The organism is Mycobacterium dioxanotrophicus, assembly GCF_002157835.1.
GTDB lineage: Bacteria > Actinomycetota > Actinomycetes > Mycobacteriales > Mycobacteriaceae > Mycobacterium > Mycobacterium dioxanotrophicus.
In genome coordinates this window covers 5,889,685-5,906,823 of sequence record NZ_CP020809.1, presented here as the reverse complement: position 1 = coordinate 5,906,823, position 17,139 = coordinate 5,889,685, and the positions used below count along the sequence as shown (strand labels likewise).

Annotated in this window: 20 protein-coding genes; 15 read left to right on the top strand and 5 right to left on the bottom strand. The window is 67.1% G+C overall.

Annotated elements, in window-relative coordinates; all coding sequences use genetic code 11:
- Window positions 1-3: 3 nt before the first annotated feature.
- From BTO20_RS28730 to mftR, 3 genes are all read right to left on the bottom strand, one after another.
- Window positions 4-1,335, bottom strand: coding sequence for a VOC family protein (locus tag BTO20_RS28730; RefSeq protein ID WP_087082831.1), 1,332 nt, complete (start codon window positions 1,333-1,335; stop codon window positions 4-6).
- The gene (locus BTO20_RS28725) at window positions 1,335-1,850 is read right to left on the bottom strand and encodes an RNA polymerase sigma factor (protein WP_087079316.1); all 516 of its coding nucleotides are present in this window, start codon (window positions 1,848-1,850) and stop codon (window positions 1,335-1,337) included. The genes BTO20_RS28730 and BTO20_RS28725 overlap by 1 nt, the downstream gene beginning before the upstream one ends.
- 375 nt (window positions 1,851-2,225) lie before the next feature.
- Complete coding sequence (mftR, locus tag BTO20_RS28720) at window positions 2,226-2,810, bottom strand: mycofactocin system transcriptional regulator (RefSeq protein ID WP_087079315.1); 585 nt, start codon at window positions 2,808-2,810, stop codon at window positions 2,226-2,228.
- Between the two features lie 93 nt (window positions 2,811-2,903).
- Between mftR and mftA the strand changes: the two genes are divergently transcribed.
- From mftA to BTO20_RS28680, 8 genes are all read left to right on the top strand, one after another.
- Window positions 2,904-2,999, top strand: coding sequence for a mycofactocin precursor MftA (gene mftA, locus BTO20_RS28715; RefSeq protein WP_063827636.1), 96 nt, complete (start codon window positions 2,904-2,906; stop codon window positions 2,997-2,999).
- Window positions 3,000-3,001: 2 nt separating this feature from the next.
- The gene (gene mftB, locus BTO20_RS28710) at window positions 3,002-3,313 is read left to right on the top strand and encodes a mycofactocin biosynthesis chaperone MftB (protein WP_087079314.1); all 312 of its coding nucleotides are present in this window, start codon (window positions 3,002-3,004) and stop codon (window positions 3,311-3,313) included.
- Window positions 3,310-4,491 carry a mycofactocin radical SAM maturase gene (mftC, locus tag BTO20_RS28705; protein WP_087079313.1) on the top strand — a complete coding sequence of 394 codons (1,182 nt, stop codon included), beginning with the start codon at window positions 3,310-3,312 and terminating at the stop codon, window positions 4,489-4,491. Before mftB ends, mftC begins: the two co-directional genes overlap by 4 nt.
- A gap of 2 nt (window positions 4,492-4,493) precedes the next feature.
- A complete protein-coding gene (gene mftD, locus BTO20_RS28700) occupies window positions 4,494-5,687 on the top strand; it encodes a pre-mycofactocin synthase MftD (protein WP_087079312.1) in 1,194 nt (397 codons plus the stop codon).
- 147 nt (window positions 5,688-5,834) lie between these two features.
- Window positions 5,835-6,578 carry a mycofactocin biosynthesis peptidyl-dipeptidase MftE gene (gene mftE / locus BTO20_RS28695; RefSeq protein WP_198344095.1) on the top strand — a complete coding sequence of 248 codons (744 nt, stop codon included), beginning with the start codon at window positions 5,835-5,837 and terminating at the stop codon, window positions 6,576-6,578.
- Window positions 6,575-7,987 carry a mycofactocin biosynthesis glycosyltransferase MftF gene (gene mftF, locus BTO20_RS28690; RefSeq protein WP_087082827.1) on the top strand — a complete coding sequence of 471 codons (1,413 nt, stop codon included), beginning with the start codon at window positions 6,575-6,577 and terminating at the stop codon, window positions 7,985-7,987. The genes mftE and mftF overlap by 4 nt, the downstream gene beginning before the upstream one ends.
- 28 nt (window positions 7,988-8,015) lie before the next feature.
- Window positions 8,016-9,434 carry a mycofactocin dehydrogenase MftG gene (mftG, locus tag BTO20_RS28685; RefSeq protein WP_198344094.1) on the top strand — a complete coding sequence of 473 codons (1,419 nt, stop codon included), beginning with the start codon at window positions 8,016-8,018 and terminating at the stop codon, window positions 9,432-9,434.
- Window positions 9,435-9,506: 72 nt separating this feature from the next.
- On the top strand, window positions 9,507-10,124 hold the full coding sequence (locus BTO20_RS28680; RefSeq protein ID WP_087082823.1) for a TetR/AcrR family transcriptional regulator: 618 nt from the start codon (window positions 9,507-9,509) through the stop codon (window positions 10,122-10,124).
- Here BTO20_RS28680 and BTO20_RS28675 read toward each other — a convergent pair.
- Entirely contained in the window at window positions 10,109-11,362 is a 1,254-nt protein-coding gene (locus tag BTO20_RS28675) for a cytochrome P450 (protein ID WP_087079311.1), read from the bottom strand. The genes BTO20_RS28680 and BTO20_RS28675 overlap by 16 nt on opposite strands.
- Window positions 11,363-11,439: 77 nt before the next feature.
- Here BTO20_RS28675 and BTO20_RS28670 point away from each other — a divergent pair, with 77 nt between their 5' ends.
- Together BTO20_RS28670 and BTO20_RS28665 are read left to right on the top strand one after the other, a co-directional pair.
- Entirely contained in the window at window positions 11,440-13,080 is a 1,641-nt protein-coding gene (locus BTO20_RS28670; RefSeq protein WP_087082821.1) for a carboxylesterase/lipase family protein, read from the top strand.
- A 2-nt stretch (window positions 13,081-13,082) separates the two neighbouring features.
- Complete coding sequence (locus BTO20_RS28665; RefSeq protein WP_087079310.1) at window positions 13,083-13,436, top strand: nuclear transport factor 2 family protein; 354 nt, start codon at window positions 13,083-13,085, stop codon at window positions 13,434-13,436.
- A gap of 4 nt (window positions 13,437-13,440) precedes the next feature.
- Here BTO20_RS28665 and BTO20_RS28660 read toward each other — a convergent pair whose 3' ends face one another.
- Window positions 13,441-13,923: a hotdog fold domain-containing protein gene (locus tag BTO20_RS28660; protein WP_087079309.1), complete on the bottom strand. Its 483-nt coding sequence runs from the start codon at window positions 13,921-13,923 to the stop codon at window positions 13,441-13,443.
- 410 nt (window positions 13,924-14,333) lie between these two features.
- Here BTO20_RS28660 and rpsJ point away from each other — a divergent pair, with 410 nt between their 5' ends.
- Genes rpsJ through rplB form a run of 5 tightly spaced genes read left to right on the top strand, consistent with a single transcriptional unit; the run spans window position 14,334 to window position 17,130 of the window.
- Window positions 14,334-14,639 (top strand): 30S ribosomal protein S10, encoded by a 306-nt coding sequence (rpsJ, locus tag BTO20_RS28655; RefSeq protein WP_003883485.1) that lies wholly within the window; start codon window positions 14,334-14,336, stop codon window positions 14,637-14,639.
- 14 nt (window positions 14,640-14,653) lie between these two features.
- The gene (rplC, locus tag BTO20_RS28650) at window positions 14,654-15,307 is read left to right on the top strand and encodes a 50S ribosomal protein L3 (protein WP_064946152.1); all 654 of its coding nucleotides are present in this window, start codon (window positions 14,654-14,656) and stop codon (window positions 15,305-15,307) included.
- Window positions 15,307-15,963, top strand: coding sequence for a 50S ribosomal protein L4 (gene rplD, locus BTO20_RS28645; protein ID WP_087079308.1), 657 nt, complete (start codon window positions 15,307-15,309; stop codon window positions 15,961-15,963). The genes rplC and rplD overlap by 1 nt, the downstream gene beginning before the upstream one ends.
- Window positions 15,963-16,265, top strand: coding sequence for a 50S ribosomal protein L23 (rplW, locus tag BTO20_RS28640; RefSeq protein ID WP_018601839.1), 303 nt, complete (start codon window positions 15,963-15,965; stop codon window positions 16,263-16,265). Before rplD ends, rplW begins: the two co-directional genes overlap by 1 nt.
- Window positions 16,266-16,293: 28 nt before the next feature.
- Entirely contained in the window at window positions 16,294-17,130 is an 837-nt protein-coding gene (gene rplB / locus BTO20_RS28635) for a 50S ribosomal protein L2 (protein WP_029369115.1), read from the top strand.
- The last annotated feature ends 9 nt before the right edge of the window (window positions 17,131-17,139 follow it).

Sequence of the window (17,139 nt, the reverse complement as noted above, 5' to 3'; positions counted from 1 at the left end):
CCGCTAGAACTGGCCGAGGTAGAACCGGCTGCCCTGGTCGTCGGTGCACTCGGCCATCAATCCGTAGGGCTGCTGGGACGGTTCCTGCAGCACGGTCCCGCCGGCTTCCCGAACCCGCGCGACCGCGGCGTCGATGTCGGCGACGGTCCACATCGGCACCGTGGTGGTGGTCGCGCTGCCGCCGGCCATACCTGACATCGGTTGGCTGCCCTGGATGCCCCAGCCGTCGTTGATCCGGCCCGGTTCGAACGTCCAGGAGAACACCCGGCCGTAGAACTCCTTGAACGCCGCCGAATCGGTCACTTCGTAGGTGAGATACGAAAGTTCGCCTGGCCCTGCGCCATTGAGAGCGGGACGGGGGACTTCGGTGGACGGCTGGAACACCGCGAAGGCCGTGCCGCCGGGATCGGTGGCGTCGAGGACCGTGCCGAATTCGCGTTCGTCGGGCTCCCCGACGGTGCCACCGCCCGCGGTGATGGCCTGCCGGGCCGCGTCCAGGTCGGTGACGGCGTAGCAGCAGAACAGGGTGGGAGCGCCCGGCATCGGATAGATCCCGATGTGCTGCACGGTGTTGGTGATCTTGCGGGCGGCCGGGTCATAGATCCAACCCAGGACATGCCCGTAGAACGCCGCGGCCTTGTCGGGGTCGGGGGCCCACACCGACACGTATCCGACGTCACCGTGCTGGATCAGGGCGGGCACACCGGTCGACGGGCCTGACAGCATCCAGCGGTGGCCCGACGGATCGATGATGGTCGCATTGCGCGAGCCGTAGTTCTCATACGGTTCCCGCTGCACCTGCGCACCATGGCGGCGAGCTCGATTCAACGCCGCGTCGGTATCGGTCACGTGCAGCATCAGACTCACCGAATTTGCCTGCGGTGACGGCGCTTTCAGGCCCATCTCGGGGAATTCGTCGGCGAGGTACAGCACGCCTCCGGCGAGACTGAGTTCGGCGTGGCCGATGCGGCCGTCGTCCATCACGATCGGCTCGCCGACCTGCACCGCGCCGAGCGCCTCGGTGTACCAGGCGATGGCGGCGCGGGCGTCGGGCACCGCCAGGTAAGAGACCACGGCGGGCCGCGGAGACGATGTAGCGGCGGGCCGCGGAGACGATGTGGCGGCGGGCCGCGGAGACGATGTGGCGGCAGCAGGTTCAGAATTCAGTTCGGAGATGGCGGTATCGGTGCCTGTCATGACAACTCCTTGCGTTCGATTCGGAAGTGTGAGAGCCGATTCCAGACGCGCTCGCAGCCTGGCCGCGAACTGCGGGTCCGGGGAAACCGGGAGGTCGGCGTCAGCAAGCACGGTCAGCGGATCGTGGTTGTTGTTGATCATGACTTCCCTCCTTCCGGTCCGGGATACTGCGTTCGAAACGCCCGGCGGGCCCGCACCAGCAGGGCTTCCGTGGCCTGCACGGTGCGACCGATCAGCTCGGCGCATTCGGGCACTGTGCAGTCGTCCATGTAGCGCAGTGCGAGCACGGTGCGGTGTTGCTCGGGCAGCCGCGCCAGCACGCTTTCGGCCACGATGCGGTCCAGCTCCGCATCCCAGTCGTCGGCCGGGTCGACCGGCTCGGGTAACTCGGCCACCGGGATGCTGAATCGGTCGTGGCGCCGCCGGTAGTGGTCGGCGAGCTTGTGCCGGGCCACCCCGATCAGCCACGGCACCGAGAGCTGCGGCGGGGACGGTTTGCGGGCGGCATCCATCGCCGCCAGGAACGTCTCCGACGTCAGGTCCTCGGCAGTTCCGCGGTCACCGCAGCGCCGGGCGAAGTACCCGTACACCACCGGCAGCGCCTCGTCGTAGAGGGCTAACAGTGCCCGCGGAGCGTCTGTTTCGGCGCTCACATCTCTATCGTCGCCGTTGGAGCCCGAACTCCGACACCCCAATTTTCGACGAAAAATCGTTGGCCTGTCAGGCTGCGGGTGGGCGATGGTGAACGCCGTGATCGATGTCGACGTTTTCATCCGGGACGGGTTCGTCAAGGTGGAGTAGGCGACGCTGCGCCAGATCGCCGATCAGGCAAGGGATCTGCTGTGGCGCCAGATCGGACTGTCATCCGCCCTGCCGCGATCGTGGACGCAGCCGGTGGTCTGGACCGCTGATCTGACCGGTGCCGGGCCGTTCGGCGAACTGGTGGCCGGCGCGCGGCTGGCTGCCGCGCTCGACGCGGTGTGCGGTGTCGGTGGTTGGCAGCGGCGCTCGGCTGCGTGTGGCGCTAGCTATTCGGCCAGCACGTCCAGCCCCGGCGAGACGATGTCGAATGCTTCGCCGATCGCGTCGGTCAGCGACACCGACTCGTCGGCGAGCCAGTGCTCGTAGGCCGACAGCGCGACCCCGAGCATCAGCCATGCCACGGTCTGCGGAATCAGGTCGGTGGCTGCCCGGCCGGTGCGCACCGCCACGTAGCCGGCGATGACCTCGCGCCATCCTGCATACATGGTCATCGAATACGCTTGCAGCCCAGCCGTTTCCAGGATCACGCGCATGCGTTGCCGATGCTGGGCCATCTCGTCGGCCTCGTAGGTGTTGAAGGCGAGCAGAGCCTCGCGCAGGGCCTCTCCCAGGCTCACGCGTGGGCTCAGCGTCGCGAGCAGCTCACGCAGTTGCTGCAGGTGTGCGTCGAAGTTGCCCCAGGGGATGGCGTTCTTCGACGGGTAGTACCGGAACAGCGTGCGCCGCGAGATGCCCGTCGCGGCGGCCACGTCGTCGACGCTGACGTCGTCGAACCCGCGGGCCGCGAACAACTCGATGGCCACTCCGGCGATGTGGTCCTGGGTGGTCGACCGACGCCGTCCCGCACTCATCTGAAACCCGGCCTTCCATATCGGCACTCGATGCCATATTGTTGCGACCTGGGTCACAATAGTCGAGGCCCAGCGTACGAAAGGGGCAAATCCATGGAACCGAATCAGCAAGTCGAATCCGACACCGAACTCGTGACCGAGACCCTCGTCGAAGAGGTGTCGATCGACGGGATGTGCGGGGTCTACTGACCATGACCGGGCCTGTGTCCGCGCCCACCGGTGCGGCACCGTCGTTCGATCCGGAACGCGGCTGGCGGCTGCACCACCAGGTGGCGGTGCGGCCGGAGCCGTTCGGTGCGTTGCTGTATCACTTTGGTACGCGCAAGCTTTCGTTCCTGAAGAACCGGACGATCGTGACGGTGGTCAACTCTCTGGCCGACCATCCGGATGTCCGGTCGGCGTGCCGGGCCGCCGGGGTCGGTGACGATCAGCAGGCCCCGTACCTGCATGCCCTGGGTGTGCTTGCCCAGTCCAAGATGCTCGTTCTCAAGGAGAATCGATGACTTCCGTAGCGCCCGTACCACGACTGGTCGAGCAGTTCGAGCACGGCCTCGACGCACCCATCTGCCTGACGTGGGAGCTCACCTACGCCTGCAACCTGGCGTGCGTGCACTGCCTGTCGTCCTCGGGCAAACGCGATCCGCGAGAGCTCAGCACGCAGCAGTGCAAGGACATCATCGACGAGCTGGAACGCATGCAGGTGTTCTACGTCAACATCGGTGGCGGCGAACCCACTGTGCGGTCGGACTTTTGGGAGCTTGTCGACTACGCGACCGCCCACCATGTCGGCGTGAAGTTCTCCACCAACGGCGTGCGCATCACGCCGGAGGTGGCAACGAAACTGGCGGCCAGCGACTACGTCGACGTCCAGATCTCCCTGGACGGGGCGACCGCCGAGATCAACGACGCGGTACGCGGCCCCGGCTCGTTCGCCATGGCCATCCGAGCCTTGGAGAACCTCAAGACTGCCGGTTTCAAGGACGCCAAGATCTCGGTGGTGGTGACGCGCCACAACGTCGACCAGCTCGACGATTTCAAGGCGTTGGCCGATCAGTACGGCGCGACGCTGCGCATCACGCGGCTGCGGCCCTCGGGGCGCGGCGCCGACGTCTGGGACGAACTGCACCCCACCGCGACCCAGCAGCGTCAGCTGTACGACTGGCTGGTGGCCCACGGTGAGCGGGTGCTCACGGGGGATTCGTTCTTCCACCTGTCGGGCCTCGGCGAGCCGGGTGCGTTGGCGGGGCTCAACCTGTGCGGAGCCGGCCGGGTGGTCTGCCTGATCGACCCGGTGGGCGACGTGTACGCCTGCCCGTTCGCCATCCACGACCGCTTCCTGGCCGGAAACATCCTGTCAGACAATGGTTTCCAGAACGTCTGGCAAAACGCCCCGCTGTTCCGGGAGCTGCGGGAACCGCAGTCGGCCGGCGCCTGCGGCAGCTGCGGGCACTACGACAGCTGCCGCGGTGGCTGCATGGCCGCCAAGTTCTTCACCGGTCTGCCGATGGACGGGCCGGACCCCGAGTGCGTGCAGGGCTACGGTGAGCCCGCACTCGCGCTGGAGCGGGACAAGCCCAAGTCCAGCGTCGACCATTCCCGTACCGGAGAACGCAAAGGGCCCGTCCCGCTCAAGCTCCTCACTGTCCCCCCCAAGAAGTTCTGCAACGAAAGTCCGATCTGATCATGGCCCGCGATACCTGGTTCGAAACCGTCGCCATCGCTCAGCAGCGAGCGAAGAAACGTCTGCCCCGCTCCGCCTACTCCTCGCTGATCTCGGCCAGTGAGAAGGGTGTGTCGGTGTCCGACAACGTCGAGGCATTTGCCGAACTCGGCTTTGCTCCGCACGTCGTCGGGGCCACCGAAAAGCGTGAGATGTCGACAACCGTGATGGGTCAGGACATTTCGATGCCCGTCATCATCTCGCCGACAGGTGTGCAGGCGGTCGACCCCGACGGCGAGGTGGCGGTTGCCCGTGCCGCGGCGGCACGCGGTACCGCGATGGGCCTTTCGTCGTTTGCCAGCAAGCCGATGGAAGAAGTCACCGCGGTCAACGACAAGATCTTCTTCCAGATCTATTGGCTCGGCAGCCGAGACGAGATCGCCGAGCGTGTGCAGCGCGCGAAGGACGCCGGCGCGGTCGGTCTGATCGCGACGACCGACTGGAGCTTCAGCCACGGCCGTGACTGGGGTAGCCCCAAGATTCCCGAGCGCATGGATCTCAAGACCATGATCAAGATGTCGCCGGAGGTGCTCACCAAGCCGCGCTGGCTGTGGAGCTTCGGCAAGCATCTGCGTCCGCCGGACCTGCGGGTTCCGAATCAGGGGCGACGTGGCGAGCCGGGGCCGACGTTCTTCGAGGCGTACGGGCAGTGGATGGGCACCCCGCCGCCGACCTGGGAGGACATCGCCTGGCTGCGCGAGCAGTGGGGCGGTCCGTTCCTGCTCAAGGGCATGGTGCGGGTCGATGACGCCAAACGTGCTGTCGATGCCGGGGTTTCGGCCATCACCGTGTCCAACCACGGCGGCAACAATCTGGATGGTACGCCTGCGGCGATCCGGTGCCTGCCGGCGATCGCCGAGGCGGTCGGTGACCAGATCGAGGTTTTGCTCGACGGCGGTGTCCGGCGCGGCAGCGATGTCGTCAAGGCCGTGGCGCTGGGTGCGCGGGCCGTGATGATCGGCCGGGCCTACCTGTGGGGTCTGGCGGCCAATGGACAGGCCGGCGTTGAGAACGTGCTCGACATCCTCTCGGGTGGGATCGACTCGGCGCTGCGCGGGCTCGGCAAGGCCTCGATCCACGATCTGTCGCCCGATGACATTTTGGTGCCGCCGGGATTCCTGCGGTCGCTGGGAGTGCCACCCAACGCTGGCATCTGACCGGGGGGCTGGTCGGGACGGTCCGTAGCGCGTAACCTCCCCGTGACAGGGGTGGCTGGAGAGGCGCACGTGATGGCTTTGGGGAGCCGGCGGAGAAGTTCCGGGAAATCAATTGCTGCTCATGCTTCAACAATTGGCGCACTCCAGGTGAATTCGGCCTACCATCGGCACGTGGCTTTCCCCAGCGAGCTCGGGAACTCGACGACGAGGCAGCTACGAAACGTGTCGCCCATGTTGGTCATCCCGGTCGGCTCTACCGAACAGCACGGACCGCACTTGCCGCTGGACACCGACACGCGCATCGCCTCGGCGGTGGCCCGCGCTGCGGTGGAGCGGCTCGGCGGCGTCGCCGGGTCCGACTGGGTCTTGGCGCCGGCGATCGGCTACGGAGCCAGCGGCGAGCACGAGGGGTTCGCCGGCACCATATCGATCGGTACCGAGGCTCTGAGGCTTTTGCTGGTGGAGTACGGCAGGTCGGCCACGAGCTGGGTGTCGCGCCTGGTGTTCGTCAACGGCCACGGGGGCAATGTGGAGGCGCTGGCGGCGGCCACCGCCCTGCTCCGGTCCGAGAGCCGCGACGTCGGCTGGGTCCCGTGTACGACGGCCGGGGCCGACGCGCATGCCGGCCATACCGAAACTTCTGTATTGCTACATATTTCACCGAGCGATGTGTGGTGCGACGAGGTCGCACCGGGGAACACCGCGCCACTGGCGGAATTGATGCCGCAGTTGCGTCGTGGTGGGGTTGCCGCGGTCAGCGCGGCAGGAGTGCTCGGTGACCCGACCACCGCCACTGCGTCCGAGGGGGAGCGTATCTTTGCTGAGATGGTCGAGGGGTGCACGGATCGGATCCGTCGCTGGCGGCCCGACCGGAACGGGATGCTGACGTGACCGGCCCGAGGCTGCCTGACGGCTTTGCCGTGCAGGTGGATCGTCGCGTCAAGGTGCTCGGTGAGGGGTCGGCCCTGCTGGGCGGGTCGCCGACGCGTCTGCTGCGACTGGCTCCGACCGCGCGGACCATGCTCAACGGCGGTCGCCTCGAGGTCCATGACGCCGTCAGCGCGCAACTCGCACGCACCCTGCTCGACGCCACCGTCGCTCATCCGCGCCCCGCCAGCGGGCCGTCGCACCGCGACGTTACCGTGGTTATTCCGGTGCGGGACAACGTATCTGGTCTGCACCGGCTGATCGGGACGTTGCGCGGGCTTCGGGTCATCGTGGTCGACGACGGCTCCGCGGTACCGGTGTCCGAGGAGGAGTTCGCCTCGATGCACTGCGACGTCCAGGTGCTGCGGCACACCCGCAGCAACGGGCCGGCAGCCGCCCGCAACACCGGCCTGGCGGCATGTGAGACGGACTTCGTCGCGTTTCTCGACTCCGACGTGGTCCCGCGCCGCGGTTGGCTGGAAGCGTTGCTGGGCCACTTCTGCGATCCGGCCGTGGCGTTGGTCGCGCCTCGGATCGTCGGGCTGCACACCACCGACAACCTGGTTGCCCGGTACGAGGCCGTGCGGTCATCGCTGGACCTGGGTGTCCGGGAGGCGCCGGTGGTTCCGTACGGGACGGTGTCCTACGTGCCCAGCGCCGCGATCATCTGCCGGCGGTCGGCGTTGCTGGGGGTCGGCGGATTCGACGAGACCATGCAGTCCGGTGAGGACGTCGACCTGTGCTGGCGGTTCGTCGAGGCCGGCGCCCGGCTACGGTACGAGCCCATCGCCCTGGTCGCCCACGACCACCGCACCGACCTGCGAGAGTGGTTCAGTCGCAAGGCCTTCTATGGCACATCGGCAGCTCCGCTGACCGTGCGGCACCCCGGAAAGACGGCCCCGCTGGTGATCTCCGGCTGGAGTCTGGTGGTGTGGCTGCTGCTGGCCATCGGCTCGTGCATCGGCTATCTGGCCTCGCTGGTCGTCGCGGTCATGACCGGCAGGCGCATCGCGCGTTCGCTCAGCACGGTCGACACCGAACCCCGGGACGTCGCCGTCGTCACCGCGACTGGATTGTGGTCTGCCGCGCTGCAGCTGTGTTCGGCGATCTGTCGGCACTACTGGCCCATCGCGTTGATCGCCGCGCTGCTCTGCCGTCGGGCCCGGCAGGCGGTGTTGCTGGCGGCCGTGGTCGACGGGGTGGTGGACTGGGCGACCAGACGCGGCAACGCCGACGACGACACCAAGCCCGTCGGCCTGCTGACCCACATCATGCTCAAGCGCCTCGACGACATCGCGTACGGCACGGGCCTGTGGACCGGTGTCGTGCGGGAGCGCAACCTCGGTGCGCTCAAACCGCAGCTGCGGAGTTAGACCTGCCTCTCCTATTTCTGCTCCTCACGTGCGCGCCGACATCCTGATCGTGGGTGCCGGCAGCGCCGGATCGGTCCTGGCCGAACGACTTTCCGCCGATCCCTCCTGCCGCGTGTGCGTCGTCGAAGCCGGACCTGCCCCGTCGGACCCTCGGGTGGCCGCTCAGATCACTGACGGACTGCGGCTTCCCATCGGCACCGCCAGCGGGGTGGTGCGGCACTATCGGTCCACCTTGACCGAGCGTCCGCCCCGTCACACCGAGATCATCCGCGGCTCGGTCGTCGGCGGTTCGGGAGCGGTCAACGGGGGCTACTTCTGCCGTGGGCTGCCCCGCGACTTCGACGGCTGGGCGGTCCCCGGTTGGAGTTGGCGCGATGTACTGCCGCATTTCCTTGCGATCGAGACGGATCTGGACTTCGACACCGCACTGCACGGCTCCGACGGGCCGATTCTGGTCCGACGGGTGCATGAATTCGACGGGTGTACGGCCTCTTTCGTATCCGCGGCGACGGCGGCGGGATTCGGCTGGCTGGCCGATCTGAACGGCTCGGACACCGACGCGGCGTTGCCGGCAGGTGTGGGCCCGGTCCCGCTGAACATCAACAGTGGAACCCGCCTCGGCCCGGGTGGTGCCTATCTGCAGCCGGCATTGCAGCGCCCCAACCTGGAAGTCCGCGCCGACACCAGGGTCTGCCGCATCCTTTTCGCCGGGACCCGTGCCGTCGGCGTGGAGTGCCTGGGCGGCGAGACCCTCACTGCAGATCGAATTGTCTTGTGCGGCGGCGCAATCGGATCTGCTCAGCTGTTGATGCTGTCCGGCATCGGCCCCGCTGCCGACCTCGAGCGGTTGGGGATCGCGGTGCTGGCGGGATTGCCCGTCGGGACCTCGACGGTGGACCACCCCGAGTGGGTGTTGCCGGTCGATTGGACGCCGACCCATGACCTGCCACCGTTGGAGGCCGTGCTGACCACCACAGACGGCGTCGAGGTGCGCCCGTACACCGCGGGGTTCGCGGCGATGGTGCACGGGCCCGGGCACGATCCCACCGAGTTGCCGCACCTCGGGGTGGCGCTGATGCGGCCGCGGTCCCGCGGGCGGGTCCGGCTCGCCTCGACGGATCCGACGACGGCTCCGATCATCGAGCACCGCTATGACAGCGTGGCTTCCGATGTCGAAGCGCTCCGCGAAGGCACGACGCTGGCCCGCGAATTGATCGGTGGCACTGCGGAAGTCGGCGAACCGTCGTGGTCGACGTCACAGCATCTGGCAGGCACCGCCCCGATGGGCAGTGGCCCCGAAGCCGTGCTCGACCCGAGCTGCCGAGTCCATGGAATCACCGGTCTGTGGGTGGTGGACGGTTCGATCATGCCGGCCATCACCAGTCGTGGACCGCACGCGACCATCGCGATGATCGGCCATCGCGCTGCCGAGTTCATCGCCCGCTGAGCGGGATGAAGGCGGTGCCGGACGTGGCTGTCCGGGTACTTTGAAGACCTTCGGTCTCGTTACGCGGAGGTGTTGACTGTGGCTGGCGGGAGTGATCCGCGGCCGGCCCGATCCCGGGCCCGGCTGCTGGATGCGGCGACGTCGCTGCTGCGTTCCGGGGGACCGAGCGCGGTGACGGTCGACGCGGTCACCCGCGCTGCCAATGTCGCAAGGGCCACCCTCTACCGGCATTACGCCAGCGGAAATGACTTGCTGGCAGCGGCTTTTCACTCGATGATCCCGCCCGCGCCGGTACCGCCGAACGAGGGGTCGCTGCGTGACCGGTTGCTCGCGCTCGTAGAAGCTCAAGCTGAGCTCATCGTCCACGCGCCCGTTACCGTGACCGCGATGGCGTGGCTTGCGCTGGGTGGCAGTCTCGGACACGACGACAGCCGGGAGGTGCGCACGCTGCGCGAGCGGGTGGCAGAGCAGTATGCGGCGCCGTTCGGGGCCGTCCTCGACAGTCCCGACGCGGCGGCTGAACTGGGTCCGGTGGACCGCACCAGGGCCGCGGCGCTCCTACTCGGCCCGATCGTGCTCGGCAGATTGAGCATGCTGCCGGAGTTCGACTACCCGACCTGCGCGCGTGCGGCGGTGGACGGTTTCCTGGCCACCCACCGTCGTGCCGAAGGTGCTCAGCGTAACGAGTAGCGCACCGGCAGGTGCTTGAGACCGCCGACGAAGGTCGTCGCGGAAAGTACTGGTGTTCCGCCCAATTCGATGTGGTCCAGGCGGGAGAGCAGTTCGGTGAACAGGCTGGCCATCTCCATCCTGGCCAGCGCCGCGCCCAGGCAGAAGTGGATGCCGTAGCCGAAGGCCAGGTGTTTGTTCGGGTCGCGTGCGACGTCGAAGCGGAACGGATCAGCGAACACGTCTTCGTCGCGGTTGCCGGAAACATAAGCGAGGTAAACGGATTCGCCCTTGGCGATCGGTACGCCACGCACCGTCGTGTCGGCAGTCGCCGTCCGCATGAATTCCTTGACCGGCGTGGACCACCGGATCATCTCCTCGACCGCGGTGCCCATCAACTCGGGATTGGCACGTAGCCTTTCCAGTTCGCCGGGGTTCTCGATGAGCGCAAGCAGCCCTCCGGAGATCGCGTCCTTGGTGGTGTCGTGGCCTGCACTGGCGACGATCACGTAGTACGAGGCGGTGTCGACGTCCGACAACGGCTCCCCGTCGATGCGGCCGTTGGCGATGGCCGACGCGAGGTCTCCGGTCGGGTTGGCCCGTCGCGACGCGGTCAACTGTGAGAAGTACGCGAAAAAGTCGAGCAGCACGGCCAATTGGTCATCCAGCGACCCGCCCTCGCGCTTGTACTCCTCGTCGTCGCCGCCGAACATCTCCTGGGTCAGCATGTGCATGCGGCCGAAATCCTCCTCGGGCAGCCCGAGCAGCGACATGATCACGTACAGCGGGAAGTCGACCGCCACCGTGGTGACGAAATCACATTCCGGCCCGGCCGCGGCCATCTTGTCGACATAGCGCGTGGCCAGTTCGTCGACACGGACTTTCAGGTCTCGCATTGCCTTGGGGCGGAACCAGTCCGCGCCGATGGACCGGACCTTGCGATGATGCGGATCGTCCATGTGGATCAGTGTCCGCAGACCCATACCGGCGTCGAGCTGCTGCCGCGCGAGATCGTCGGCGGCCGCGGTGGCCAGCAGCGGCCGAGGCTCGCTGATGAACAGGTCGTTGTCGCGCTCGATGGCCATGATGTCGGCGTGCTTGGTGATCGCCCAGAACGGGCGGTACGGCGGGTTGTCCACCCACGCGACCGGGTTCTCGGCGCGCAGTCGGGTCAACGCCCCGTGCAGGCGAGCGTCGTCGGCGTAGGCCGTCGGATCGGCCAGGACCTTGGCGGCGTCATCCATCGCAGGCGCGCTCATGCAGAAACTCCTCCAACCGGCAGTTGACGGGTGTCAAGTAGCCAGTCTATGTGACCGGTGCCACTTCGGGCGGCGGAATGTCGGATCGTCACCGGCTAGGCTCGGCGACTGTGCAGCCAGCAAAGGTGCGCCATACGGGGCGGCGTCTGACGGCCGTTCTCGCGGTGGTCGTCGTCATCATGGGATTGATGCTTGCCGGATGCGGGCGTGGCGCCAGTAGGACGGTGTCAGGGTCACCGGAACCGGCGGGGGACCCGTCGTACGTACACGTCGCGCAGGGCACGCTGCGCGGCAACGTGGCGACCGACCATCGGCTGTTCGCCGGAATCCCTTACGCCGCAGCACCTGTCGGTCCCTTGCGCTTCGCCCCGCCGGCTCCGGCGCCCGGTTGGGCCGGGGTGCGCGACGCTTCGGTGTTCGGACCGCGATGCGTTCAGGACCCGACCGCCGATCCCGAGCGGGGGCGCAACACCTCCGAGGACTGTCTGAGCCTCAACGTCTGGACACCGCCCGCGTCCGGCGAACGCCGCCCGGTGATGGTGTGGATCCACGGCGGCGCGTTCGTCAACGGCAGCAGCGGGGTATACGACGCGCGCTGGCTGGTGGCGCGCGGCGACATCATCGTCGTGAGCATCAACTACCGCCTCGGCACCCTCGGATTCCTGGCGCATCCCGCACTCGGGCCCGCAGGCGACGTCGGCAACTACGGGATGCTCGATCAGCAGGCCGCGCTCCGATGGGTACACGACAACATCTCGGCGTTCGGCGGCGATCCGGAACAGGTGACCATCGCCGGTGAATCCGCCGGCGGGATGTCGGTGTGCAATCACCTGGTGGCGCCGGGTTCGGCGGGGTTGTTCCGGGCGGCGATCCTCATGAGCGCGCCGTGTCAGGCGCAGGCGGACCTGGCCACCGCGCAACGCCGAAGCCTCGACTACGCGGCCGCCGTCGGCTGCCCCGACCCGGTGACCGCGGCGGCCTGCCTGCGGGCGCTGCCGGTGGATCGGCTGCGAAAACCGGTCTGGTACTACAACATCGGCCGCGACGAGCTGACCGGTCCGGTCACCGGCAGCAAGGTCCTGCCGGTCGCGCCGTTGGCGGCGTTCGCGGCCGGTCAGGGGGCCCGGGTGCCGGTGATGGTGGGCACCACCCGCGACGAGTTCACGTTGTTCGTGGCGATGCGCTACCTGCAGGAGGGGGAGCGCTTCACCCCCGACGAATACCCACGGCTGCTCGCCGAGACGTTCGGCCCCGACGCCGCAAAAGTGGGTGCGCAGTATCCTCCCGACCGGTACGGCGGTGCGGCGCTGGCATATTCGGCGACGGTGACCGATGCCGATTTCTCCTGTGTGGCAGACCGGATGGCCGCGACCCTGTCCGGACCGGTGTACGCCTACGAATTCAACGACCGGAATGCACCCGCGCCCGAACCCTTCCGGACTCTGCCGTTCCCGGTCGGTGCGAGCCATTCGCTCGAGCTGAGGTACCTGTTCGACATCGGCGGTGCCCCGCCGCTGAACCCTGCGCAACAGACCTTGTCGGACACCATGATCGACGACTGGAGCCGGTTCGTCGCCAGTGGTAATCCCGGCTGGCCCGCCGCCGACGGTTCGGCGGATTCACCCCGAATGTCGTTGCAGTCCAGCGGTAGCCACATGGCCGACGGATTCGCGCAGGAGCACCAGTGCCCGTTCTGGGCCGGACTGAAAGGCCGCTGACGATGCAGACGCCGCCACCGCAGGCCTTTGCCGACGCCTGGGTCGAGGCCTGGAACGCCCACGATGTCGAAGCGGTCCTGGCGCATTTCCACGATGACGTGGTGTTCAGTTCACCGGTCGCTGCGCGCGTTGTACCCGGAAGCTGCGGGGTGGTGAGGGGCAAGGCCGCGCTGCGGGACTACTGGACCACCGCGCTCGCGGGGATGCCGGATCTGCATTTCGAGGTGCTCGCGGTGTACCGCGGCGAATCCAGCCTGGTGATCAACTACCGCAACCATCGCGGGGGACTGGTCAACGAGGTGCTGCTCTTCGACGGTGAGCTCGTGCGCGAAGGCCACGGCACCTACCTCGAGTAGAGCCTCAGGCCGGGGTCACCCAGGTGGTGATGTCGGCGTGCACGACCTCGACGCCGCGGCGGTCGGTGATGCTGACAGGAATCACGACGTCGACGCCTTCGGTGATCAGCGCGAAGTCCGGCGGGTCCAATCGAGCCGTCGCGCGCAGTGATGTGGTGGCCTTGGCCAGGTAGCTCACCGTCATGGCCTTGGGGATCCAGCGGTGGCTGGTGGGCACTGTCGCCTCCATCAGCATGCCCATCGCCATCTCCGCGGCATTGCACGATGCGATCGCGTGCACGGTGTGCAAGTGGTTGTAGATGAAGAACCACTTGGGCACCGTCACCTCGGCCAGGCCGGGCTCCATTCGCACGACGTGCGGCACGATCGAGGCGAAATACGGAACGCGCGCCATGGCCGCGGCCGAGAACAGGCGGGTGCCCAGCGGCTTGCCTGCCAGCTGCTGCCACGCGCGGTAGGTGGCACTGGGCGCCCCTGAGATGGTCATGGACCCTATCTTACTCGGGAGTAAGATAGGTTGACGCGCTGCCCGTTCCGGGTGCACCGTGGCGTTACGTAGGCTGGATCAGAACGGCCGAGCCGGCTTCCATCAGGGATTTGGAGCGTGCGGCGATCTAAGGCATACTGTTCAGGTTGCCTTGAGCTGGGTACTCCCTGGCCCGGGCATCCGACCAGCGCCCACACGGGCGCATCCGGTTCCAGCCTCGATTGTGACGGATTTCCTGAGCGAACGAGTGTGCGGGAGGGCGACACACCCGACCGCGGGGGCCGGTGAACCATAGACAGGTAAACAGCGGCGGCAAATCTCGGCGCGATCCGCGCCGGGGCACCAGGCCCGACGGGTTCGTCCCCGGGACGGCCGGCCGATGTACGAAGCAGGAGCGAGGTAGGAGAAGCGTGGCGGGACAGAAGATCCGCATCAGGCTCAAGGCCTACGACCATGAGGCCATTGACGCCTCGGCGCGCAAGATCGTCGAAACGGTCACCCGTACCGGTGCCAGTGTGGTGGGCCCTGTGCCGCTGCCGACCGAGAAGAACGTGTATTGCGTCATCCGGTCGCCGCACAAGTACAAGGACTCGCGCGAGCATTTCGAGATGCGCACGCACAAGCGGCTGATCGACATCCTCGACCCGACGCCCAAGACCGTTGACGCTCTCATGCGCATCGATCTGCCGGCCAGTGTCGACGTCAACATCCAGTAGGAGACCCGAATCAAATGGCTAGAAAAGGCATTTTGGGCACCAAGCTGGGCATGACGCAGGTGTTCGACGAGAACAACAAAGTCGTCCCGGTGACGGTCGTCAAGGCCGGCCCCAACGTGGTGACCCGTATCCGTACCACCGAGCGCGATGGCTACACCGCCGTGCAGCTCGCCTATGGCGAGATCAGCCCGCGCAAGGTCAACAAGCCGGTCACCGGCCAGTACGCCGCCGCGGGCGTGAACCCGCGTCGTCACCTGGCCGAGCTGCGGCTCGATGACGAGGCTGCTGCCGCCGAGTACGAGGTGGGTCAGGAACTGACCGCCGAGATCTTCGCCGACGGCGCTTACGTCGACGTGACCGGCACCAGCAAGGGCAAGGGCTTCGCCGGCACCATGAAGCGCCACGGCTTCCGTGGCCAGGGCGCCGCGCACGGTGCCCAGGCTGTGCACCGTCGCCCCGGTTCGATCGGTGGCTGCGCCACCCCGGGCCGTGTCTTCAAGGGCACTCGCATGTCGGGCCGGATGGGCACCGACCGGGTGACCACGCAGAACCTGAAGGTGCACAAGGTCGATGCCGAGAACGGCGTGCTGCTCATCAAGGGCGCCATCCCCGGACGTAACGGTGGACTGGTTGTTGTCCGCAGCGCAATCAAGCGAGGCGAGAAGTAATGACTCTGAAAATTGACGTTAAGACTCCGGCAGGTAAGACCGACGGTTCCGTCGAGCTGCCCGCTGTGCTGTTCGACGTTGAGCCCAACATCGCGCTGATGCACCAGGTGGTCACCGCGCAGTTGGCAGCCAAGCGTCAGGGCACGCACGCGACCAAGACTCGCGGTGAGGTCTCCGGCGGTGGCAAGAAGCCGTACCGGCAGAAGGGCACCGGCCGCGCCCGTCAGGGCTCGACCCGTGCGCCGCAGTTCACCGGTGGTGGCGTCGTCCACGGCCCGCAGCCGCGCGACTACAGCCAGCGGACCCCGAAGAAGATGATCGCCGCCGCGCTGCGCGGTGCGCTCTCGGACCGGGCCCGCAACGAGCGGATCCACGCGGTCACCGAGCTGATCGAGGGTCAGACCCCGTCGACCAAGAGTGCCAAGGCATTCCTGGGCAGCTTGACCGAGAACAAGAAGGTGCTCGTCGTCATCGGTCGCACCGATGAGGTCGGCGCCCGCAGCGTTCGCAATCTGCCTGGCGTGCATGTGATCTCGCCGGATCAGCTCAACACCTACGACGTGCTCCACGCCGACGACGTGGTGTTCTCGGTCGAGGCCCTGAACGCCTACATCGCTGCGAGCACCAAGGATCAGAAAGAAGAGGTGTCGGCCTGATGGCAACCGTGACCGACCCCCGCGACATCATCCTGGCTCCGGTCATCTCGGAGAAGTCGTACGGGCTGATCGAGGACAACGTGTACACGTTTGTGGTGCACCCGGATTCGAACAAGACGCAGATCAAGATCGCTATCGAGAAGATCTTCAACGTCAAGGTCGATTCGGTGAACACCGCGAACCGGCAGGGCAAGCGCAAGCGCACCCGCGCCGGCTTCGGGCAGCGCAAGAGCACCAAGCGCGCCATCGTCACGTTGGCCGCGGGCAGCAAGCCGATCGATTTGTTCGGAGCACCGGCGTAGCGCCGGGAACTAAGAGGATTTAACTGATATGGGAATTCGCAAGTACAAGCCGACGACCCCGGGTCGTCGCGGTTCGAGCGTCTCCGATTTCGCCGAGATCACTCGTTCGACTCCGGAGAAGTCGCTGGTTCGTCCGCTGAGTAGCACCGGTGGGCGTAATGCCCACGGCCGCATCACCACCCGGCACAAGGGTGGCGGCCACAAGCGCGCCTACCGCGTCATCGACTTCCGTCGCCACGACAAGGACGGCGTCAACGCCAAGGTCGCGCACATCGAATACGACCCGAACCGCACCGCGAACATCGCGCTGCTGCACTTCCTGGACGGCGAGAAGCGCTACATCATCGCGCCGCAGGGCATCAAGCAGGGCGACGTGATCGAGTCGGGTGCCAACGCCGACATCAAGCCCGGTAACAACCTGCCGCTGCGCAACATCCCGGCAGGCACCGTGATCCACGCCGTGGAGCTGCGGCCCGGTGGCGGGGCCAAGCTGGCCCGCTCCGCCGGTGTCAGCATCCAGCTGCTCGGTAAGGAAGGCACCTACGCCTCGCTGCGTATGCCGTCGGGCGAGATCCGTCGCGTCGATGTGCGCTGCCGCGCCACCGTCGGCGAGGTCGGTAACGCCGAGCAGGCGAACATCAACTGGGGCAAGGCCGGCCGTATGCGGTGGAAGGGCAAGCGCCCCACCGTCCGTGGTGTCGTGATGAACCCGGTCGACCACCCGCACGGTGGTGGTGAGGGTAAGACCTCCGGTGGTCGTCACCCGGTGAGCCCGTGGGGCAAGCCCGAGGGCCGCACCCGTAAGCCCAAGAAGGCGAGCGACAAGCTCATCGTCCGTCGCCGGCGCACCGGCAAGAAGCGCTAGGAGTAAATA